Source organism: Clostridium sp. D53t1_180928_C8, from assembly GCF_015667795.1.
Lineage (GTDB): Bacteria > Bacillota > Clostridia > Clostridiales > Clostridiaceae > Clostridium.
Genome location: NZ_JADPEL010000010.1, coordinates 36,903 through 60,085 on the forward strand (window position 1 = coordinate 36,903; position 23,183 = coordinate 60,085).

22 protein-coding genes are annotated in these 23,183 nt (G+C 26.8%); 7 read left to right on the forward strand and 15 right to left on the reverse strand.

Annotated elements, in window-relative coordinates; genetic code table 11:
• Nucleotides 1-63 precede the first annotated feature (63 nt).
• The 5 genes from I4V51_RS08880 to I4V51_RS08900 form a co-directional block, all read right to left on the reverse strand.
• Complete coding sequence (locus I4V51_RS08880; RefSeq protein WP_195988079.1) at nt 64-1,236, reverse strand: MFS transporter; 1,173 nt, start codon at nt 1,234-1,236, stop codon at nt 64-66.
• A gap of 69 nt (nt 1,237-1,305) precedes the next feature.
• Nucleotides 1,306-2,970, reverse strand: a complete 1,665-nt coding sequence (locus I4V51_RS08885) for an alpha-glucosidase (RefSeq protein ID WP_195988080.1) — start codon at nt 2,968-2,970, stop codon at nt 1,306-1,308.
• Nucleotides 2,971-3,033: 63 nt separating this feature from the next.
• Complete coding sequence (locus I4V51_RS08890) at nt 3,034-3,933, reverse strand: helix-turn-helix domain-containing protein (RefSeq protein WP_195988081.1); 900 nt, start codon at nt 3,931-3,933, stop codon at nt 3,034-3,036.
• A gap of 275 nt (nt 3,934-4,208) precedes the next feature.
• Nucleotides 4,209-5,702 (reverse strand): NAD(P)H-hydrate dehydratase, encoded by a 1,494-nt coding sequence (locus I4V51_RS08895; protein ID WP_195988082.1) that lies wholly within the window; start codon nt 5,700-5,702, stop codon nt 4,209-4,211.
• A gap of 94 nt (nt 5,703-5,796) precedes the next feature.
• Complete coding sequence (locus tag I4V51_RS08900) at nt 5,797-6,423, reverse strand: sugar O-acetyltransferase (protein WP_195988083.1); 627 nt, start codon at nt 6,421-6,423, stop codon at nt 5,797-5,799.
• Nucleotides 6,424-6,598: 175 nt separating this feature from the next.
• On the opposite strand from I4V51_RS08900, the gene I4V51_RS08905 reads away from it, so the two are divergent.
• The gene (locus I4V51_RS08905; RefSeq protein ID WP_195988084.1) at nt 6,599-7,495 is read left to right on the forward strand and encodes an AraC family transcriptional regulator; all 897 of its coding nucleotides are present in this window, start codon (nt 6,599-6,601) and stop codon (nt 7,493-7,495) included.
• Nucleotides 7,496-7,569: 74 nt separating this feature from the next.
• On the opposite strand, the gene I4V51_RS08910 is transcribed toward I4V51_RS08905, so the two are convergent.
• The 4 genes from I4V51_RS08910 to I4V51_RS08925 all read right to left on the reverse strand — a co-directional run bounded on the left by I4V51_RS08910 (nt 7,570) and on the right by I4V51_RS08925 (nt 12,680).
• Nucleotides 7,570-7,860 carry a hypothetical protein gene (locus tag I4V51_RS08910; protein ID WP_195988085.1) on the reverse strand — a complete coding sequence of 97 codons (291 nt, stop codon included), beginning with the start codon at nt 7,858-7,860 and terminating at the stop codon, nt 7,570-7,572.
• Between the two features lie 44 nt (nt 7,861-7,904).
• Nucleotides 7,905-8,237, reverse strand: coding sequence for a DUF1622 domain-containing protein (locus I4V51_RS08915; protein ID WP_195988086.1), 333 nt, complete (start codon nt 8,235-8,237; stop codon nt 7,905-7,907).
• 105 nt (nt 8,238-8,342) lie between these two features.
• The gene (locus tag I4V51_RS08920; RefSeq protein WP_195988087.1) at nt 8,343-10,502 is read right to left on the reverse strand and encodes a YhgE/Pip domain-containing protein; all 2,160 of its coding nucleotides are present in this window, start codon (nt 10,500-10,502) and stop codon (nt 8,343-8,345) included.
• Nucleotides 10,503-10,511: 9 nt separating this feature from the next.
• A complete protein-coding gene (locus I4V51_RS08925) occupies nt 10,512-12,680 on the reverse strand; it encodes a YhgE/Pip domain-containing protein (protein ID WP_195988088.1) in 2,169 nt (722 codons plus the stop codon).
• A gap of 195 nt (nt 12,681-12,875) precedes the next feature.
• Between I4V51_RS08925 and I4V51_RS08930 the strand changes: the two genes are divergently transcribed.
• The 4 genes from I4V51_RS08930 (at nt 12,876) to I4V51_RS08945 (ending at nt 16,512) form a co-directional block, all read left to right on the forward strand.
• Complete coding sequence (locus I4V51_RS08930; RefSeq protein ID WP_347708653.1) at nt 12,876-13,541, forward strand: hypothetical protein; 666 nt, start codon at nt 12,876-12,878, stop codon at nt 13,539-13,541.
• Between the two features lie 191 nt (nt 13,542-13,732).
• Nucleotides 13,733-15,163 carry a choice-of-anchor A family protein gene (locus I4V51_RS08935; protein ID WP_195988089.1) on the forward strand — a complete coding sequence of 477 codons (1,431 nt, stop codon included), beginning with the start codon at nt 13,733-13,735 and terminating at the stop codon, nt 15,161-15,163.
• A 159-nt stretch (nt 15,164-15,322) separates the two neighbouring features.
• Nucleotides 15,323-15,736 carry a large-conductance mechanosensitive channel protein MscL gene (gene mscL / locus I4V51_RS08940; protein ID WP_195988090.1) on the forward strand — a complete coding sequence of 138 codons (414 nt, stop codon included), beginning with the start codon at nt 15,323-15,325 and terminating at the stop codon, nt 15,734-15,736.
• Nucleotides 15,737-15,864: 128 nt separating this feature from the next.
• Complete coding sequence (locus tag I4V51_RS08945) at nt 15,865-16,512, forward strand: hypothetical protein (RefSeq protein WP_195988091.1); 648 nt, start codon at nt 15,865-15,867, stop codon at nt 16,510-16,512.
• A 52-nt stretch (nt 16,513-16,564) separates the two neighbouring features.
• On the opposite strand, the gene I4V51_RS08950 is transcribed toward I4V51_RS08945, so the two are convergent.
• The 4 genes from I4V51_RS08950 to I4V51_RS08965 all read right to left on the reverse strand — a co-directional run bounded on the left by I4V51_RS08950 (nt 16,565) and on the right by I4V51_RS08965 (nt 19,572).
• Complete coding sequence (locus I4V51_RS08950) at nt 16,565-17,536, reverse strand: Gfo/Idh/MocA family oxidoreductase (protein ID WP_195988092.1); 972 nt, start codon at nt 17,534-17,536, stop codon at nt 16,565-16,567.
• Nucleotides 17,537-17,697: 161 nt separating this feature from the next.
• Nucleotides 17,698-18,525, reverse strand: coding sequence for an SDR family NAD(P)-dependent oxidoreductase (locus tag I4V51_RS08955; RefSeq protein WP_195988093.1), 828 nt, complete (start codon nt 18,523-18,525; stop codon nt 17,698-17,700).
• A gap of 132 nt (nt 18,526-18,657) precedes the next feature.
• Nucleotides 18,658-18,939, reverse strand: a complete 282-nt coding sequence (locus tag I4V51_RS08960) for a hypothetical protein (RefSeq protein WP_195988094.1) — start codon at nt 18,937-18,939, stop codon at nt 18,658-18,660.
• An 84-nt stretch (nt 18,940-19,023) separates the two neighbouring features.
• Entirely contained in the window at nt 19,024-19,572 is a 549-nt protein-coding gene (locus I4V51_RS08965; RefSeq protein WP_195988095.1) for a CPBP family intramembrane glutamic endopeptidase, read from the reverse strand.
• A gap of 284 nt (nt 19,573-19,856) precedes the next feature.
• Between I4V51_RS08965 and I4V51_RS08970 the strand changes: the two genes are divergently transcribed.
• Entirely contained in the window at nt 19,857-21,272 is a 1,416-nt protein-coding gene (locus tag I4V51_RS08970) for a spore germination protein (RefSeq protein WP_195988096.1), read from the forward strand.
• A 75-nt stretch (nt 21,273-21,347) separates the two neighbouring features.
• Here I4V51_RS08970 and I4V51_RS08975 read toward each other — a convergent pair whose 3' ends face one another.
• Nucleotides 21,348-21,851: a hypothetical protein gene (locus I4V51_RS08975; RefSeq protein ID WP_195988097.1), complete on the reverse strand. Its 504-nt coding sequence runs from the start codon at nt 21,849-21,851 to the stop codon at nt 21,348-21,350.
• A 282-nt stretch (nt 21,852-22,133) separates the two neighbouring features.
• On the opposite strand from I4V51_RS08975, the gene I4V51_RS08980 reads away from it, so the two are divergent.
• Complete coding sequence (locus I4V51_RS08980) at nt 22,134-22,316, forward strand: transcriptional regulator (RefSeq protein ID WP_195988098.1); 183 nt, start codon at nt 22,134-22,136, stop codon at nt 22,314-22,316.
• 115 nt (nt 22,317-22,431) lie between these two features.
• Here the strand turns inward: I4V51_RS08980 and I4V51_RS08985 are convergent, their stop codons facing one another.
• Nucleotides 22,432-23,088 (reverse strand): NAD(P)H-dependent oxidoreductase, encoded by a 657-nt coding sequence (locus I4V51_RS08985; RefSeq protein ID WP_195988099.1) that lies wholly within the window; start codon nt 23,086-23,088, stop codon nt 22,432-22,434.
• Between the last annotated feature and the right edge of the window lie 95 nt (nt 23,089-23,183).

The window sequence follows — 23,183 nt, forward strand, 5'->3', positions numbered from 1 at the left end:
AAATCAAATATAAAACACCCATTTTGTAAAACTTTAACACCTTTTATTTCACTCTTCTTACACTTATACAACTTTTACTTTTTCACATATCTTACTAACTATCTCAGATGAAACTAACATTATTACAAGTAATATTAATAAGAAATATGGTAATATACCAAATCCAGTTACTCTTGATAATGCTCCAAATAATGGTGGTACTAAAGTACTTCCTACATAGGCTGTAGCCATTTGAATTCCCATTATACCTTGTGATAATTCTTTTCCAAATCTATTTGGAGTTTCATGAAGCATTGCAGGATATATTGGAGCACATCCCAAACCTATTAATATTAATCCTGCCAATTGAAGATTATTATGTATTGGCATAATTAATAATGTAGCCCCCATAATACATATAACTTGTCCTATTCTAATCATTTGTTTATTATTTAATTTCATAGCAATGAAGCCTGATAAAAATCTTCCAACTGTAATACCTAAATAATATAGAGATACCCATTTTGCTGCTGATTCTGCAGATAAACCATTGTTAGTAACTAAAAGAGAACTTGCCCATAATCCTGTTGTTAATTCAATTGCACAGTAACAGAAAAAGGAAATAAGAGCTGGTTTTGCACCAGGTAGCTTTATTAGTGTGGATACCTTAACATCACTATGAGCTTCTTCATCCGCCTCATTACTTACCTCAAACTTTTTCCATAATGGTAATGATAAAAATAAACAAATAACTAATATAGCTTGAACTGTTCCTATAGTTGCATATCCCATTCTCCATCCATTTTCTTTTAATAAGTAAAATGACATTATAAATGGTCCAGATGTAGCACCTATTCCCCAGAAACAATGAAGCCAATTCATATGCTTTGCTTTATAATGAAGTGCTACAAAGTTATTTAATGCAGAATCTACTGCTCCTGTACCTATTCCTAATGGAACTCCTAATAAACAAATCCATAAAAAGCTTGGTGCAAAATAAATACCAATTAAACCTGCTGCAGTTAAAAATACACTAAATGTTGTTACTTTACCTGTCCCAAACTTTCTTATAACCTTTCCACTAAAAAAGCTTGAAACTATAGTTCCTCCAGAAATAATCATCGTTGCAATTCCTGCATAAGAAATTGGAACATTTAAGTTTTGATGAATCATAGGCCACGCAGAACCTAATATAGCATCTGGTAGCCCTAAGCTAATAAAAGCTATATAAATTATTACTAATAAAATTGTTAACATTTATAATTCCCCTTATATTTTTTTATTTAACACTTGTACCACTTTACTATATATATCCAATAAATATTCTTAAAAATGTATAACATATACTTCACAAGATTTTACTACTAATTTATTTTCAACTTCTCCTACCTTATCCATGTTAGATAAAATAACTTCACCGTGTTCCTCTAAGTTTAATGAAACTTCTGCTTCTCCAAAGTTTGCAACTACTAATATCTTTTTATTATATAGCTTTCTATAATAAGCAAATACTTTATGCTCTTCTAAATAAGCAGGTTCAAAATGTCCATTAGTAAAAATATCACTATATTCTTCAGACTTTCTTAAAGCTATAAGCTTTTGATAGTATCTTAAAACTGAATTTTCATTTTCTAATTGATTTTCAACATTTATATCTGTATAATTTGGATTTACTTTAAGCCATGGTTTACCATCTGTAAATCCTGCATTTTTACTAGAGTTCCATTGCATTGGAGTTCTTGCATTATCTCTGCTAATTCTATAACACATATAAAGAGCTTCTTTTTCACTCATGCCACTCTTTATTCCTTCATTATAAGAATTAATTGTTGAAATATCATCATATTTATCAATACTTTCCATCATACAATTTCTCATACCAATTTCTTGACCTTGATAAATAAATGGAAGACCTCTTAATAAAACACTAGTTGTTGCAATCATTTTTATACCATCTTCATTTTGAGCATATTCTGGCAAGTATGTTGATGCACCTCTTGGTTCATCATGATTTTCTATAATATTAGCTTTAAATCCAATCTTTTCTGTATCAATTTGAGATTTAAATAATGCATCTCTCCACTTATAAAAATCCATTCCCTTTTCAATACTCCAAGCTGCTTCATCAAACTTTAGTGAAGTTGCTGCAAAATCAAACATAGTAGAAAAATGTCCATTATCTCCTATAAATTCTTTTAACTCTTCATTTGTAATATTAAATACTTCTCCAACAGTAAGTGCATTATATTTTTCAAAGGTTTCATGCTTTAATTCTTCAAGAAACTCTCCTACACCTTCTGCTTCTTCTACCATTTTAGTAACATGAACAAGCCCATCATCTCCATCTGCTTCATAATTAGGAAAATCTAAAACCTTTTTAATATTTATAATAGCATCAATACGGAAGCCTGCTAGTCCCTTATCTAGCCACCAATTAATCATTTTATATAATTCTTCACGAACCTTTGGATTCTCCCAATTTAAATCTGGTTGCTCCTTGGCAAAGAAATGTAAATAATACTTTTCAGTACCAGGTATCTTCTCCCATACGCTACCCCCAAAATAAGAACGATAATTACTAGGTGGATTTCCATCCTTCCCTTCTCTAAAATAGAAGTAATCTGCATATTCTCCATCTGGATCTGCTAATGCCCTTTGGAACCATTCATGTTTATCTGAGCAGTGATTTATTACTAAATCCATTAATATATACATATCTCTTTTTTTTGCCTCTACTAAAAGTTCATCAAACTCTTCCATAGTACCAAATTCTTCTGCAATACTATAATAATCAGATATATCATAACCTTGATCTACAAAAGGTGATTTATACATAGGTGATATCCATATAATATCTATTCCTAAATTCTTTAAATAATCTAATTTATTTATAATACCTCTAATATCTCCAATTCCATCTCCATTTGTGTCATAAAAACTTTTTGGATATATTTGATATGCCACTTTATTGTGCCACCATTTCTTTTCCATAATAAAAAACCCCTTTCACATTTATTAATTTCATTATAAATACATAGAAAGAGGTTTTCTTATTTAATTTTGACAAAACATTACACTATTTTGACTTTTTATTTGTTTTCTATATTGAGAAGGACTCATATGCTTTTGCTCTTCAAAACGTTTAATAAAATATCCTATATTGTCATATCCACAAGCTATGGCAATATCTATAATCTTATCATCACTTTCAGCCAAAAGCTCTTTAGCTTTTTCTATCCGTACATCATTTATATATTCTGTAGGTGTCTTCCCAACTAATTTCTTAAAATACCTGCAAAAATATTGAGTATTCATTCCAAGTAGCTTGGACATATCATCTAAATATATCTTTTGCTTATAATTATCATGGATATACCTTAGAACTTTCTTTACATTATCTATCTTATAATCATTAGCTTTATCTTTCTTCTCTAAATAATTAAACTTATTATTTTCATATAAAAGTGCAATTAATTCATATAAATATGATTTAACTCTAATAAATCTAGTTAAACCCTCCTTATCTGCTTCTTTTATTATTTTGTTATATATATTTACCAACTCATTCCATATAGAATCATCATTATTAATTAATGGTGGAAAATATATTTTCTGCTCAATTAACGGTCTAATAATTTCATATTGAATTCCATCAAAATACTCAAAACTAAGCATCTTTAAATCAAATACTAAAGCACTTTCTTCGCATACCTCTTCCCCTATAATATAATGAGTATCTCCAGATGTAATAAACATAAAGGCAGGAGCTTCTATTTCATACTTCATCATATTAATATGTACAGTAAACTTTCCTTTTTTAAAATATACTAGCTCCATTTCATCGTGCCAATGAAAATTAACAAGAAATGTACCATTCCTCTTCCATTTATAACATGCTAACGGAAATCTAACTGTCCCATGATTAATATCTTCTTTAAGTTTTATATTATCCATACTTTTTAACCTTTCACTTATAATCATTTACCCTATTAAATAATTTTCTATACATATCCTCTTTTATTATTTCTGTAGTTTATATTAGCCTAAAAACTAATATTTTTCCATTATAAATAACATTCTTTATTTTGTATTATTATTCACAAGCTAATATCAAAAAAGGTCAAGCGATGCTTAACCTTTTTGCTGCGTATCAAATAGCTAATACGTACTATTTTAATTAGTATTATTTAATAATAAATTAGAAATTAATTCTATTCCCCAAACTTTTTTTAATTTAATATAGTTTCAAGTGCATATGTTAGGTTTTCAATAACATGAGAAGCATTAACACAAAACATATCCTTTGATAACACATCTCCACAATAACCATGAAGAAATGCTCCTAATATTACAGCTTTAAAAGGTTCATATCCTTGTCCTATAAAAGAAGCAATAATTCCTGTAAGTGCATCTCCCATTCCACCAGATGCCATTTTACTATTTCCAGTTGGGTTTACATAAACTTCTTTCCCATCAGTTATTATAGTATTATATCCCTTCAACAATACAATAACCCCATACTTCTTAGCAAAATCAACTGCAATAGCTATTCTATTATCAACTAATTCATTAATAGGAATACCTGTAAGCGTAGACATTTCTCCCATATGAGGTGTTATTATAATTTTTCTCTTACTATTCTTTAATAAGTCTAAATTTTCTTTAAGTACATTTAAGGCATCGGCATCAAGAACTACTGGACATCCTTCCATAGAAAGAATTTTAATTACCTGTTTAAAAGTAAATTCATCATTTCCCATACCTGGTCCCATTGCAATACTATCACTATTTAATATAACAGTTTCAAATCTATCATCTTCATATGACATAGTCATAGCTTCTACTAATTTACTTTTTAAAATATCTAATATACACTTCTTAGTACAAAGTGTAATAAGACCACCGCCACTCCTTACTGCTGCCTGTGTTGAAATATATGCTGCACCTGTAAAACTTTCAGCTCCTGCCATAATAGTTATTCTTCCAAAATCCCCTTTATGTTCGTATTTCTTTCTCTTTTTTATAATACTTTTTATATAATCTATTTCAATTAAATATTCTTTAGAATGAAATTTATCAACAACATAACCTGGTACCCCAATTTTTTCTACTATTATACTTCCTGTATATTGCTCACCTTCATAATCTAAAAATCCTTTTTTATAAGTTTCAAATGAAATAGTAATATCTGCTTCAACTGCAACTCCTAAAATCCCCCAACTATCACATTTCATTCCTGAAGGTATATCTATTGCAAGTATAGATTTACTTTTTTCATTTATAATATTAATAACTTCTTCATATATTCCTTCAACCCTTCGAGTTAATCCTATACCAAAAATTGCATCAATAGTCATATCATTTTTACATAAAGTTTCATTTAATGCCTTTATATCTTCACTTTTAATAATATGATTAATATTTATCCCCATATTTTTTAATATATCATAATTTACATTACAATCTTTACTCATAGAGTGATTACCAACTATGAATACATCAATCTGCATATTCATACTAAAAAGCTGACGTGCTACAGCAAGACCATCTCCGCCATTATTTCCAGTTCCACAAACTATGGTAAATGATTTAAACTTTTCAAAATCTATATTTTTAACAACCTTTATTGCTGCATTTTCCATAAGAACTATTGAAGGAATCTTTAATTCATTTATACAATAATTATCTATATTTCTTGTTAATTCTGAACTACCTATTCTCAAAATATCATCACCTTTTATAACATTTATTATTAATTATAACATTATTTAATTAAATTCATGCAAATAAATAAAGCTAGCCTTATAGTTTACTATATTATTTTTTATTATTTATATTAGCCCAAACCTCTTCATCAAACACCCTATCTTTATAATAATATTTTCTATCAGCTTCAGTAATTTCCTTAATTACTCTGCAAGGATTTCCTGCTGCTACTACATTATCGGGGATATCACGTGTAACAACACTTCCAGCTCCAATAACCACATTATCCCCAATAGTTACTCCTGGTGTTATTACAACATTTCCACCTATCCATACATTATTGCCAATAGTTATTCCAATCCCATATTCATAAGCTGAATTTCTTGAATCTGGATGAATAGGATGACCTGCAGTATAAATTGCAACATTAGGAGCTAACATTACATTATTCCCTATCTTAACTTTTGCTACATCAATAATTGTACAATTATAATTAGCAAAAAAGTTGTCTCCTACTTCAATATGCTTTCCATAATCACAGAAAAATGGTGGATTTATAAATACTCCATTTCCCGTTTTACCTAGTAATTCTTTTGCCATCTTAGTAATGGTATCAAAATCTGAACGATCTGCATTATTAAAGGCTTGCATTAATTTTCTCGTAACTTTTTGCTCCTCAAATACCATCTCATCAGAAATATACGGTAATTCTAAATCTCTTCTTTCTATGTTATTCATATAAATATCCTCTCACTTTCAAACTAATTCTTCACTTAATTATTATATTTTTATTTTCTAAAAACAATCAAAATGTTAATATAATTATATTAACATTCTAACTTAATTTTATAGGAATATAACTTCTTTTTATATAATTATATTCTCATATTATATATTTTATAGGAGACTATTTATGGAGAAATCACTTATTGAAACTGATCATACCTTAAAACAATTAACTGAACACGGAACTAAAGATTATCCAATACTAATTTCATGTCGTCTTACACTATCATTAGATAGAGGAATAGTTTCTTGGCATTGGCATAATGACTTCGAACTAACTTACGTTGAATCTGGTCACCTTGAATTTTCTGTAGGTTCTGATACTTTTATACTAAACCCAGGAGAAGCTATTTTTATTAACTCAAAATCTCTTCATCAGGTCAAACCATTAAAAAATGAAAAGCCTATTTACTATAGCTATGCATTTGCCCCTGAACTAATTTGTGAATCTATGGAAAGCTTAATATCAACAAAATATATACTTCCTATAATACATAATAGTAATTTCCCTTATTATATATTTCATAGTAGTATAACTTGGGAAAAAAACTGTCTATTAAATATTCATAAATTAAATAATGCTGCAAGTTCACAAAATATATCCCGTGAATTTCAAATTAAACATTATCTACAGTCTGTATTTATAGACATTATTGAAAACATACCTTACATTTGTGATAAATCCATTAACTCTAATAATAGCGAAAATTATAGCATAATGAAAATTATGTTATATATTAAAGAGCATTATTCTGAAACAATTACCTTATTAGATATTGCAAATTCAGCAAATATTAGTAAAAGTAGTTGTAATAGAATTTTTAATAAAACATTAAAAATGACTCCTTTTCAATATCTGCTTAGTTTTAGAATAAATCAAAGTATACAATTATTAATTAATAGTAATAAAACTATTTCAGAAATTGCTTATTCTTGTGGTTTCCAAGATACTAGTTATTACTGTAGAATATTTCGCAAATATAATGGAATTTCTCCTCAAAAATATCGTAATAATAATAAATAATTAAAGAGAGTCAAAATATAACTTTCGTAATACTTTGACTCTCTTTAACTATTAAAATCTAACAATTTCTAAACTTATTTACTTTTTAATGCTTTAGAAACAGCTCCCTCTAAAACTAATGTAACTAATGCTAAAATTGATAATATTGGATTAGGGAATGTACCTAATTGTTTGAATGTAAAAAAGTCTGATAAGAAGAATATCCATATTGCTGCTGTAATAACATGTAAAGTTACTCTCACCCATTTTTTAGTCATAAAACTCATAAATGGTCCACTTACTTTTATATTCTTTTCTTCTTTAACAACCTTTTTATTATTAGTTTTCTTATTTGTATTATTCTTACGTTTCTTACTATTTGCCATTACTAATTCCTCATTTCTTAGTTAATACTTTCAATATTTTACTATTAAGCTTTTTTTACGTGCCCTTCAGCCTTTATTTCCCAATGAATTACAAAGGCTAATATTGCCCTTAGTAAAATTATAGCTGCTAATATATACATTTCATCTAACGATCTTACTATCACTGTCTTTAATATCTCTGCCCCCATTTTAAATTCTAAAGCTAAAGTTAATGCTTCTGCAAATTGAATCTTTATTGGATAGTTTGTCTTATTGATTAAGTTACAAAAATACTTCCAAAATGCTTTAATAGCTCCTATAAAAATTATAATTACTCCCATAGCCTCAAGTAAATGAATAATTTCTGGTATTGCTATTTCTAAAAAGTTACTTAACATTATTATTCCTCCTATGTTATTATTACCAGGAATAATTATACATGATATGATTTTTATCTTCAATTTTATGAACATATTGTAAATTAAGTATTTTATTATTTATTATTACATTCCACTCTCTCTAAACTTATGGTCCATTTTACTAGATAACTTATGAAATGGCTTTTTAACTAGTGATAAAACTAAAAATATACATATAAATCCTAATAATGCTAATACATATGACTTAACATGTGTCTTTAAAGCCCCTGATATTCCTTCCCTAAATCCCTTTATTGCATAAGTAAATGGCCATAATGGCTCTAATACTCCAAATATTTCAGGATTAGTTTGTATCGGATATATACCTCCTGCCCCTGCTATCTGGAATACCATCATTATTACTGTTATCGCTTTTCCCACATTTCCAAACATAGAAACTAATGTAAATATAATAGTAGTAAATGTTATAGAGGTTATTATAGTAAATAAAAATAATATTTTCATATTTTCTGGTTTAACACCAAGAATATATATATCTCCAGCAACTATAATAAATGATTGAATTAAGGAAATAGTCAAAAAGAGTAATAACTTTCCAAAATGATCTTGAAATATATTGGCTTTTAATTCTATCTTTATCTTTTCATCACAAACTACAGATAATAAGCAACAAGCTAATAATGCACCAATCCAAATTGCTAATACTGAATAAAAAGGTGTAAGTCCAACTCCAAATATTCCACTATCATAAATTTCCTCTTCCTCCAAATGTATAGGTGAAGAAATAAAAGATGCTATATCATCTGGATTATTAAATATAAAGCCAATCATTTCATCTATACTTTCACTAGTAAATCCCTTAGTTTCATCATTTAAACTTTTTAATTTATCATTTAAAGAAATCAGCTTACTATTTAATTCATTAATTTCCTTAATGGATAAGCTATTAGTACTAATCATAAAATTAGATATTGCTTTAAGCTCTGGAACTATAACTTTTGTGCTCTCTAAAACATTATCAACACTGTCTAATTTAAAGCTTAAACTGTCTGTAAGGTTATTACATACTGATACAACCCATGAGTAATAGTAGTTAGAAGCTTCAGTTAAATAATTAGATATATTATTTGCTGATTCTGATACCATATCTAAAAGCATAATAATATTTTCAGTTGTTTCACCACTTTCTATAGCTATAATTAAATCTTCTACAATATCTCCTCTATTTATTATTTCATTTTCAATAGCTATTAAAAAATTAATTTGTGCTAGAATTATATCACTATTAGTAAAATTATAAATAGTTTGTAATAACTTGATATCTTCTTCTAAGAAAGCTCTTACCTTATTATTTAAATTAGTAATTTTATTTAAATACTTTAACATATCTTCATTATTATTATTTTTAATATCCTGCTCAATTTTACTTATTAAACTTTTTATATCATTATTAGTAGTTTGTATCTTTATTATATCTGTGTCCATATTATTAGCTGTTAAATTAATCATATTATTAGTATATTCAGTTATGTTTTTTGTAACTTCAATAACATTTTGCAAATTACTTATTTCATCTGTTATTTTAGGTAAATCATTTTGTATTTTTTTTAAATAATCTTGAAAATTCTTGGACTCCTCTGCTGCATTGGTCATATATTGAGAAACATTATCTAAATCTATTGTTGTTGAAACCATAGTTTCTTTTAAACTTAATATTTGTGATTTATTTATCTGTAAGTTTTCAGCTAATTCTTTTATCGCTTTTATTGCTGTTTTATTAACTGTATCTACGAAATTTGTTTTTATTTCTCTAACAACACTTTCCTTAGCAACATCTGTTATTTTTGTAGCAATAGCATTTGCTTTTTCATTTGCCTTATATATAATTTGTGGTTTTCTTGGTGATGTTGTAGTTATACTTATTAATCCTTCAGTAAAATTTTCCGGTATTTCTATTAATGCATAATACTCTCCTCTATTTAACCCATCATTAGCTTGCCATTCATCCTTAAATACCCATCCTATAGATTTATTTTCTTTCAAATTATTAACTACTTCATCCCCAACATTAATATATTCTCCATTTAACTCCTTACCTTCATCATTATTTACAACAACTATTGGTAAATTTCCAGTATTAGCGTATGGATCCCAACAAGCTTTGATATTTATCCATGCATACAAAGATGGAAGTATACAAAGTCCTACTACAATAAAAATAGCTACAGGACTTTTTATTAAATTTTTTATATCTATTTTAAAAATATTAAATACTTTTTTCATATACTTCACCTACTCTTCCGCTTCTGCAATTCCAGACTCTTTAAATTTTCTCTCAAACTTACTAACCATTGGATGTAGTGGTTCTTTTAAATAATAGCCAAATAATATAAATAATATAGCTATTGCACCTAAAACTACAAAATCAATAATTACGCTTGATGCTAACGGTCCTGCAATAGCTTCTCTAAATCCACCTAAACTATAGGTAAATGGAAAAAATGGTTGAAGTATTCTAAATATCATAGGGTCAACTTGAATAGGATATGTTCCACCACTTCCTGCTAATTGAATTATCATAAATATTATTGATAACGCCTTTCCTACATTTCCAAAGGTTGCTACTAATGTATAAATAATTATTGAAAATGTAAAAGAGCTTACTAAAGCAAATAATATCATTAATAAAGTATTTACTGTATAAACCTTTAATATTACTTTATTTCCAACTGATACAATTAATCCTTGAATAAGAGCTAAAACAACAAAAGTAATCATTTTGCCAAAATATTTTTGCCTTATTGTAAGGTTCTCACTCCCTTTAAAATCAGCAACTTCTGTTTTTAATATTGCCGTTAGCATTAATCCCCCCACCCATAATGCTAACACAGTATAAACTGGCGCCATTGCTGAACCATAGTTTGGAATTTCATATATTGGTTCATCTACTATATTAAATGGTTCAGCTATAAAATCTCCCATAAAACTTGGATTGCTCTGTAAAATTGAAACTATAGTAACTAAATCATTATTTTCAACAAGCTTAAATTTTTCACTTAATACATGTATAGGCTCTTTAAACTCTAGTAAACTTTCTGACATCTTTTTAGTCATTTCTGACGTTAATTTACTACCTTCACTTGATATATTAATGAAATTATTAATTTGATTTATTAGCCCATTAGATTCATTTATTACATAATTAGCATCATCAATTGAAGTAATTAAACTATTAACTATATTATTTAACTGTGGCTTAACCTCATAGTTATAATGTTGCATTTCTGAAATAATACTATCATTTATATTTATAAAATTATTTATTGGATCAATTAATATTAATGATAAATCTTCATGTATTGTAGTAATATTTTGTTGGAGATTATCTATTTCTTCTTGCTGATTTTTTAATTTACTTTGTAAATTATTTAAGGATACTATCATATTTGATACTTCAACATTTTGTACATTACTATTTATTTTCTCTAAAAAACTAATCGTGCTACTTATGGATTTATTTATAGTAATTATTGTTTTACTTATTTCATTTAATGTTGATTTTACCTCATTTAATAATTTATTTTCTGAATTATTCTGTAAAACTTCTAATTGAGTTTGTATCCTTTCATTAGCATCATTAATAATTCCTAAATTAAGTTCTATATTATTAATAGTATTATTTAATATATTCTTTGAATTTTCTACTGAAATTACTGTATTGTTATTTATATTAATGGCTTCTTCTAATCCACTACTTAATTGTGGTAAGATGCTTTCAATTTCCTTTAAGAAATCACTAATATTTATTGAAGTACTATTAGCTCCATCTAATGCACTTAATACTAAATCCATATTTTCATCTAAAAGAATTATGGAATCTTTTAGCTTTATTATTTTATCCTTGTTTTCGTTAACTTTATATCCAATTTCATTTGCAGTTGAAAATATTGTTTTATTTACTGTTTCTATAAATTTTGAGGTTACTTCATCTATTAAACTAGTTTTAGCTGCACCTGCAATCTTAACAGCTACTGGATTAGATTTTGTTTGTACCTTATATATTATTTCTGGCTTTACTATATTCCCTGATATAATACTTGTTAAATCCCTAGAAAAATCTTCTGGTATTTGAATCATAGCATAATAAGTACCATCTACTAATCCTAAATTAGCTTCCTTCTCACTAACAAATTTCCATCCTATTTTCTTATTTTCTTTTAGCTCTTTAACTACATCTCTACCTACATTTATTTCTTTATTATTTATCTTTCCACCCCTATCATTATTAACAATTGCAATAGGAATAGTACTAGTATTCTTATATGTATCCCAACATGCTTTTATATTTACCCAAGCATATAATGATGGAATAATACAAATACCTAAAATAATTATTATAGCAATTGGATTTCTAATAATACTTTTTACATCTCTTTTAAATACCAATAAAGCATTTTTCATTAACCATATCCTCCATTATTCTTTTAAACTCTCTTCACCTTTATTCTTTTCCATTTTATTACATTTATTATATTATATCAACATTTCGTAAACTCATTAAAAATACGCTAATTACTTTAACTATGATTTTTACTTTTGCTTTTTTTCCAATACTTTGCTATACTTATGTGACTTTAATCAAAATGAATTAATGAGGTGTTGAAATTGAATAAAAATACTAACAATATAGGAAATTATTATGAAATTAAGGATAATGTTGCTTATATAACAATTTTAAAAAAAGATGGAACTGAACTTATTACCACAATTGATTCAGAAAACTTAGAAACCATAACTAACATGGGAACTTGGTTCGCTGAATGGAATAAAGACTATAATGATTATATTGTTCAAAATATAAGCTCAACAAAGAAAAATAAAAAATCTAAACCATTAAAACAAAGTCTTCAAAGTGTCATCTTAAATGTAAATCCTAAAGCGCCAATAAGATATATTAATGGTGATACATTAGATAATAGAAAATGTAATTTAGAAATTTTTAATCAAAATGCTATCAATGAATACGAAGAAAAAGATGGTGTTATTTCAATTGTTTTAAAAGATAAGTATGGCAAAAAAGAAGGAGTTGCATTTATTTCTCACGAAGACTTAAGTTCCGTTATCAATGATAAATATAGCTGGGTACTTCATAAAACTCATAATAAAATTTCTGTAGTAGCTAATACTCCTGAAGGAAGAATTCATCTTGAGGATATTATTATCTCAGTTATAGAAAATCATAAAATAGAACACATAAATAATAACCCCCTTGATAATAGAAGAAATAATTTAAAATTAACTCCATTAGAAATTGAAAACTAATAAAAATTTAATAAGTTTAATATGTAAAAAGAGCTATATTCATATTTAATTAAAGTATTTAATATGATATAGCTCCTTTTTTTATTAATGTATTGTATTGACCTAAACAAAGCCAATCACAAATATATAAAAAAATACATATTGTATAATATATTTAAACAAATGAAAAAATATTAAAAGGAGATAGTTTTATGTCAATAGTATCTAATATAAATAATAATAAATGTCAAAGTTTTAGTCCATTTGATGAATATAACTTATTTACAATAGGCGATGTTGTACAATCTGATGTAGATTGGCAAGGAAGAGGTGCCATAGGAGGCAATGCAACACTAACTAACTTTGGAATCGGAAAAAACATCTCACCATTGCCTCCAAAAGGAACTGATTCAACTCTAATTGTTAAGGGAAATTTAACATGGAATGGTGGAACTAATTTTGCTGGTAACACAGTAATGTTGCCTACAACTCAATATAATGTTACAGATGTTAGTTATCCTAATGCTTATTTAAATTATCAGCCTATACGAAAATCTACCTTACCGATTGATTTCACTAAAATCTATGAATATGCACAATGTTTATCCAAAAATTTATTTAAGGAAAATAGTTTAGGAGACACATTAATCTTAAACTGCTTTGGAAATATATTCTTAATAGGAAACTCATCAGATATTAATATTTTCAAATTTAATGCTAATTTTATAGCAGATCCCCCTAATATAGTTGGCAGTTCTGGAAATTCATTAAATAGTATATCTAGTTTAACTATTTTGACTCCAGAAGACTCTACTAATATATTAAACATTTCAGGTACTGATATAAAATTTGGTAATTATAGTATACTTAGGAATACTTCTGTACCAAATATATTACCGCCTAGCGATATAACAGGATGTAATTTATTAAAAGAAGGTGTTGCACCTTCTAATTCACAAATTAGAAAAATATTATGGAACTTCTATGAAGCTACATCTATAACTATGTCTACTATAAGCTTACAAGGTAGCTTACTTGCACCATTTGCTGAATTGAAAGCAGTTAATGGAAATATACAAGGAAATGTTATAGTTAAATCCTTTATGCCTAATGATGGAGATTCTAATAATCATACAGAACTTCATAACTTTCCTTTTAATGGCTGCTTACCTAATGTTAATTGCAAAATACCTCTTAATACTGCTCCTAGTATACCAGATAAACACCCTACTCCTAGTATACCAGATAAACACCCTATTCCAACTATACCTGGCAGACCACACTCCCACCATAAATCATATGTACCAGGTAAAGTAAAAAATTGTAAGCATAGTTGTAGAAATACCAATTGCTTGTGTTGTATTAAAGGAATTGTGTGGTATGACTGTAATAAAAATAGATGCAAGGAAGCTTGTGAAAAAGGAATGGAAAATGTAATAGTTGATTTATATAATTATGATGGTATATGTATAAGTAGAACACTAACTGATTCACTAGGTAGATATTTTTTTATAGATATAGATCCAGGTAATTATTATTTATTATTTAGCAACCTAAATAATGAAGTAGATAAATATGTTAATACAGGATGTTTTAATTTATATCCATGTAAAAGTTGCTTTAATATAAGTTTACCTCTTTAAAATTAAATAATAATATATTAAAATAGCTTTTAATACTACTTTTAAATATAAGGAGAATTCACATTAGAATTCTCCTTTTTAAATATTATTATTTATCTTTAATTTATATTATAATAAACTCTGCTACTAAATATATAAATATTTATGGAGGTATACATTATGAAGAAATTTTTAAACGAATTTAAGAGCTTTGCTCTAAAAGGTAATATTTTCAACCTTGCTATAGGTGTAGTTATTGGAGGAGCCTTTAATAAAATTGTTTCCTCTTTAGTTACTGATATAATTATGCCTATAATAGGTTTTTTAACTGGTGGAATAAATTTTGCAGAATATAAAATAACCCTAGTTGAGGCTACTAAAAATACTAGTGCCATAACATTAAATATAGGATTATTTATTCAAAACGTAGCTGATTTTCTAATCATATCTTTATCTATATTTTTAGCTATTAAATTAGTTGCTAAAATAGAAAATAAAATAAATATCCATAAAGAAGTAGAAGAAAAAACTATTCCACAAAACATTCAATTATTATCGGAAATTCGTGATTTACTTAAAGAATCCACAAAGTAATTTATAACTTTATACATAATTCCTTTTAGCTACACTTTACAAGTAATATTAATATAATTTTCACTATGTATTTGAAACATGCTATAATATACAAATCAGATACTATAAAAATAAAAAAGGTGCTTATTATGAATAAATTATTTGTATTAGTTGGGCCATCGGCTGCAGGAAAAACTTTAATATCCAACTTTTTAGTACATAAAGATATTTCTATCTTAAAAAATCTAATTGATGTAGTTAATGATTCTGATAGATTATCAATGTTAGAAAATTTAAATATAATTGCTAACACTTTAAAAACTTCTCCCTTTAATAAAATTATTACTTCTACCTCAAGAAGTCCACGAGAAAAAGAAACTCATGGAATTGATTATTATTTTTATAATAGAGATACTTTTGAAAGAAAAATTATCAATGGAGATTTTCTAGAGTATGTTGAAAACTTTGGAAATTACTATGGTACTTGTTTAGAATCTATAAAAAATTCTTTAACTCTTGGAAATTCAATTATTGTTTTAGATGATAAAGGTGCTATTAAAATGAAAGAACTATTAAATTCTCAAGCAATTACTATTTATCTAGATGTTCCTGTAGATGTTATGGAAAAAAGAATGAATTTTAGAAATGATGATATTAAATCATTAATAACAAGAACTACTAATTTACATATTATGAATTATAAATATAAATCAGATTTTATTATTAATGCTAATAATAGAATTGATCTTGTTCTATTAGATATAATTGAAATTATAAAAAATACTATTGCCAAATAATCTTATATTGGCAATAGTATTTTTTTGCTCATTAATTTTTCATATCTTTTTCTTACTCAAATGGATATATTAATCCTATTTGCTTTCTAATTTCATCCATTATTACCTCTAAGTTTAAAGTAAAATCATGCGATGCTATATTGCTTTCTAACCTATTACAAAGTATGCATTCATTAGCTTCTATAATCTCATGCTTATATCCAGCTTCATTATAATTATCTTCAAATTTTTCTTCCTTGTTATTACTATATAACATAGCTTCCTTTGCCATCCAAAAGTTTGGTATTACGATTTTTCCTTGTTCACCATAAATAATAGCTGTATTATCAGTATCAGCTTTAATAGAACATGTTAATGATGCCAATGTTCCATCTTCATATCTAAAATTAATAATATCAGTATCATCTACATTAGTTTTAGTCATTATTGCTGTTGCTTTTATTTCTTTAGGCATATCATTAGTTATAAAATTTGAAAATAATATTGGATATATACCAACATCTAATAATGCTCCTCCTGCTAAGCTTGGATTATATAACCTTGAATTAATATCTTCTTTACTACTGAATCCAAAATTTGCTGTTATTAACTTTACTTTTCCTATTCTATTTTCTTCTATCCATGTTTTTACTTGATTAATTGCTGGTAAAAACAAAGTCCATAATGCTTCCATTATAAACACATTATTTTTCTTTGCTAAATCTAATACTTCTTTACTAGTTTCATAATTATATGAAAATGGTTTTTCACATAATATATGCTTCTTTGCCTCAATACACTTTTTAGCATATTCCACATGATAATTATGTGGTGTAGCTATATATACCGCCTCTATATTATCATCATTTAAAAATTTATCTATATCAGTATAATACTTTTGTATATTATATTTTTCTGAAAAACTTTTAGTTCTTTCTTGATTTCTACCATATACTGCAACAAGCTTTCCATTCTTAGTATTATCTATCTCCTTTGCAAAAGCATTGGCAATAGTTCCTGGTGCTATAATTCCCCATTTTATCATAATCTCTAATTATATTAGCATAAAAAACTAATATATCTCCCTTCTTTAATTTATTATATACTTATATTTAAAATTAATTTTATAATCTTATCCTCTTAAAATCAACTTTAAAACAAAAAAACGTAACATCAGTTACGTTTTTTACTATAATATATACTCTCCTAAAATGATGTCCATCCACCATCTGTTTGTACTGTTGCTCCAGTCATATGTGTTGAGTCATCTGAAGCTAAAAATAATATAGATGCAGCTTGCTCTTCTGCTGTTGCTTGTCTTTGTTGAATAGTTTTTGTTTTTTGTCCTGCCATAGATTGTGATTGTGCTGGATCCATACCATTAGCTATTGCTTCTGCCATTCTAGCTTTAACAAAGGCAAACGCTTCTCTAACCATAGGAGTATCAGTTCCTGCAGGATTAACAGAGTTAATTCTTATATTAAACTTTGAATAATCTAAAGCTAAATTTTTTGTTAATCCATTTACAGCATGTTTTGATGCCACATATGCAGCATTTCCTGGTAACCCTGTTAATCCGGCAATTGATGCATTATTTACTATTACTCCACCATTGTTTTGTTCTATAAATTTATTAATTTCATGTTTACAACAGAAATAAACACTATAAAAATTATTTGCCATTGTATAATCCATATTTTCTTTTGGTAATTCATGTACTGGACTTGGATTCCCCATAACGCCCGCATTATTTATAGCAATATCTAACTTACCATACTTTGAAATAGTTTCCCTCACCATAGTTTCACAATTTTCTTCAATAGATAAATCTAAATTTAAAAATATAGCATCTCCACCATTATCAATTATAGACTGTAAAGTTTCTTCGCCTTCTGATTTTAATCTATCAACAACTACAACCTTAGCTCCTTCTTTGGCAGCTCTTATTGCTGTAGCTTTTCCGATTCCTCTAGCCCCACCAGTAACAATCATTACTTTATCTTCAAATCTTCCCACAAAAAATTTCTTTTCCATAATAAACTCAACTCCTATTTATATCTTCTGTATCATTTATTATTTTACTTGCTAAAATTATCCTCCTGATGAACATTTAATTACTTTTTTGTTAATTATAATAATTTAACCTATTTTATTGCAAATATTTGTTTATTTATATATTTCTTTTACTGATAAACATTTTATTAAAGATTCTTTTTTTATTAATATAAAACAAATAATCCCTACAATAATAAAACCACATCCCCCTATTATACCTACTGGTAGAGGACCAATAAATGGGTTTGTATTATTATTAACAGATAAAAATAATGTGCTTACACTTGCAAAACCATTTATCATTCCATGAGCAATTGCAGCTGGTATTGAACTTTTCACTTTTAATGTTATATAAGATAAAAAGCTACCTACAAAAATGCAAAATATTATCATTGCAAGTATTCCTCCCCACGGAGCAAATTTATATCCTAATCCATAATTATGCCCCATAGCTATTAATGGAGCATGCCATATTCCTCATATTAATCCTGTAGCTATTGTTGCAATAAAAGGCGAATATTTTTTACATAAATTTGGAAGCAAATATCCTCTCCACCCTAACTCTTCTCCCATTGTAGTAATTATATTTAATACTGGTGCTAATAATAATGCTGTTACTATTTGAATATATAATGTCATTTTTATTTGTTCATCAGTAATTACTTGCCCTAAATCTGCTGTTTGCCCTTTAAATATATTAATCATTAAAGTCATATTTGCATCAAAATTAGAAGGATATATACAATAATATAATATTGCTCCTAATACTATTAATATTGCTGGTAAAAACCAAGCTAAGATATAATATTTTATATTCCCTTTCAAATTTGGTTTAATCCATACATCTTTAAACTTATCTTTAGTAATTAATGTAGTAATAATTACTGAAATTGCAGGTACTAACATACATAAACTAAGTATAGCTGTAGTAAGTGAATTACTATATCCTCCATTTGCCATTAATACAAATGCTAAAGTCCATGTAGCTAAAAAAGTAATTGCTAAAAATATAAATATTTTTTTCATTTTCTTTCCCCCTCTCTTTTATATTTTTATTTTACCATATTATTACTTTTTTAATCCAAAAGTATTTAACTTTCTTTATAGAAAAATAAATCAATAATCATTTTACTCTTGTATAACCTTCACATAAAAATTTATATTTCTATTTTCCAAACTTCATAACAATATAATACCTCTTACTCCGTTTCTAAAATCAATACCATAAAATACTATTTATTTTAATTTTGTATATTATAGAAAAAATAGCAAAACATATATAGTGTAATTATTATACAAAGGAGATAAATATGAAGTTAACTAATGATATTAATTTTAATGTTAAAAAGCTAAGGGAAGAATTGAATTTAGGTAAGAGCTTTGATGTAATTGAAAGAATCATAGAGATTCATAATCATAAATATTACTTTTATTTTCTTGATGGTTTTGTAAAAGATACTAATATGGAATATGTTCGTAGAGATATTTATAATCTAAGTGAAAAAGATTTTACTAGTATAAAAACAGCTAATGAACTAATAGAAAAAGCTTTATCCTCAATCGAAGCTTCCACTGATAATGATATTGGTAACATTATTACCGCTATTCTTTGTGGGCAAACTGCTATGTTATGTGAAAATTTTAATGAAGCAGTAATTTTAGATTATAGAACCTATCCTGCAAGAGGAGTAGAAGAACCTGAAAAGGAAAAAGTTCTTAGGGGTTCTCATGATGGTTTTGTTGAAACAATTGTTTTTAATACAGCATTAATTAGAAGAAGAATTCGTGATCCTCATCTTACTTTTGAAATGCATAATATAGGAAGTATTTCAAAAACTGATATTGCCATTGGCTTCTTAGCTGGCACTGTCAAAGAAGATACACTAAGCAAAATTAGAGATATGATTGATAACTTAAAGGTCAAATCATTGACTTTAGGAGATCAAAGCTTAATAGAGTTATTAAACTCTTCTAGTTGGCTTAACCCATTACCTAAGGTACGATTTACTGAAAGACCTGATGTTGCTGCTGCTCAAATAATTGAAGGAAGCGTTGTTATTTTAATAGATAATATGCCGTCAGCTTTAATTTTCCCTTCAAATATTTTTGATTTTATTCAATCTATAGATGATTATTATATGCCTGTATTTACTGGCAACTATCAAAAATTAATTAGAGCTATAGTACTTTTAGTAAATTTATTTTTAACACCAGTATATGTACTACTAACTGATAATCCTAATTGGCTTATTGGTCCCCTTAGTTTCTTATTACCTAAGGATCCATATACAATACCATTATTTTTGCAGTTTATTATTGGTGAATTTGCAATTGATGGTCTTAAGCTAGCCTCTTTAAATACACCTAATGTTTTTGGAACATCCTTGTCAATTATAGGTGGCTTAATCTTAGGTGACTATGCAGTTCAATCAGGCTGGTTTATTCCTCAAAGTATATTATATATGGCAATTGTTGCTCTTTCAAGCTTTGTTCAACCAAGTGTAGAACTAACATTTGCACTAAAATTTGTTAGATTATTATTACTTGTTACTACCGGACTTTTTGGTACTTGGGGATTTGTTATTGGTATAATTATAAGTATAGCAGTAGTTGCTTCAACTAAAACACTTACAGGAGAAAGCTATCTTTATCCATTAATTCCTTTTAATTGGGATGCACTAAAACATTTAATGTTCAGAACTAAAAAAACAGCTAGTAAAAAATAATATATTTATTTTTATAAAAATAGTAGTAACTTTTTATGAATTACTACTATTTTTTGTACTTATATATTTATTGAGCTATTTTTCATTATAATCTTTTTTCTTGTTATCATTAATGGAATGTATCTTTATCATAACAAACCTTGCTATAGGTTGAGCTATTAAAATTTCAACTGCAAATGCAATTGCAAAGTTTCTTGGCCATTTATAGAAAAACATTCTAATTGGTTCCATACTAATATTTCTCATTCCAATCCAGCTTCCTATAACGGTTAAAAATATAGACATTAAAAATACAGTACATATAGTATTAACTATAATATGAGCATTAAAGCTATCATCCCTTTTTACAATCTTTTCAGTCATTATCTCAGCTGGTTTAAATGTAAGCAAAACAAGTACAACAACACTTGTCCATATTAATGGTAATACCTTTAATACATCTACCCATACTGCAATACTAAATCCAATTTCAAAACAAGTAATTAATGGTGCAATTATATTAACAGATATAATTGATATTATTACAATAAAAATTGCTGTCTCCTTATTATTTCTAGGTAATTTCATGTAAAAGTCCATAATTAAACTCCTCTTTTTTTATAATATTTTGAAAAATAAAGACAAAAAAATAAGCGTGAGATCAATCCCTTGATCTCACGCTGAACAATTATACGCGTTATTTTTCCTTTCACATTATAAATCACAATTTTAATATTTGCAAATATATTTTGATAAATTTATCTGATTTAAAATTATCAAAATATATTAACTTTGCTTTTTATATTGATTATAATTATTGATTTATGTTAATAATAAATATATAATATTATATAATAATTATTATTAAAGGAGGATATCTTAATGAATATTAAAGAAACTATTTTAAATGTTATGAGAGAAGCCGGAAAACCAGTTAGCGCAGGTGACGTTGAAAAATTATCAGGACTTGATCGTAAAGATATAGACAAGGCGTTTAAAGAATTAAAAAAAGAAGAAGCTATCATCTCTCCAGTTCGTTGCAAATGGGAACCGGCATCTAAATAGACTTTTCTTATTAACTCCTTAGGGAGTTTTTATTTACCTAAAAAGCGAACTGAAACCTACTGTTTTAAAGGCTTCAGTTCAATATATTAATATTATATTTAACTTATATAATTAACTACTCTAAATCTATTCCAACTAACACCGACTCAATTTTTTCCTTTGCTTTATTTATAGCATTTTTTCTTTCTTCTTCAGTTGTCCCTGTACCATCTACCTTAAGCTCTTGAATATGTTTAATTCCAATAACTTTCATTATCTTAGCTATATAATTTTCTCCCTTATCCATTATAGGATCTAATACCCAAGGTATATTACCACCTGAAGATTCTATATACACTAATGCTCTTTTTTTATCATTTAATAATCCCTTCGGCTTTTTACCTTTTTCTAAAGAAATTGTTTTATCTGTTTGAACTATGCAGTCTATATATTCTTTTAAAGGTGCTGGAAATGATAAACTCCACATGGGTGCTGCTATTACATACATTTCTGCACTTATAAATTGATCACATAATTCTCTTATTTTTCTTATTTCCCTTTGATCCTTTTCTGGTAATTTTTTTGCATCTTCTTCACTAATAACACAATTTCTATCTTGGAAATATTGATATTCTAATCTTGGTATATGCTCTTTATATAAGTCTACCTCTTCAACCTTAAAATCATTATATTTTTCTAAAAAACTATTTATAAAACTTCTGGCTACAGTCTTAGATGCTGATAATTCTTCTGGCTTCGAATTAACACTTATATATAATAATTTTTTCTCCATTTTCTACACCTCTTTTCATTATTATTATTTACTTTTTAATGATAATTTAATTCATCTATAACTATATCAATCAAATTTTGATATAATATTACAAA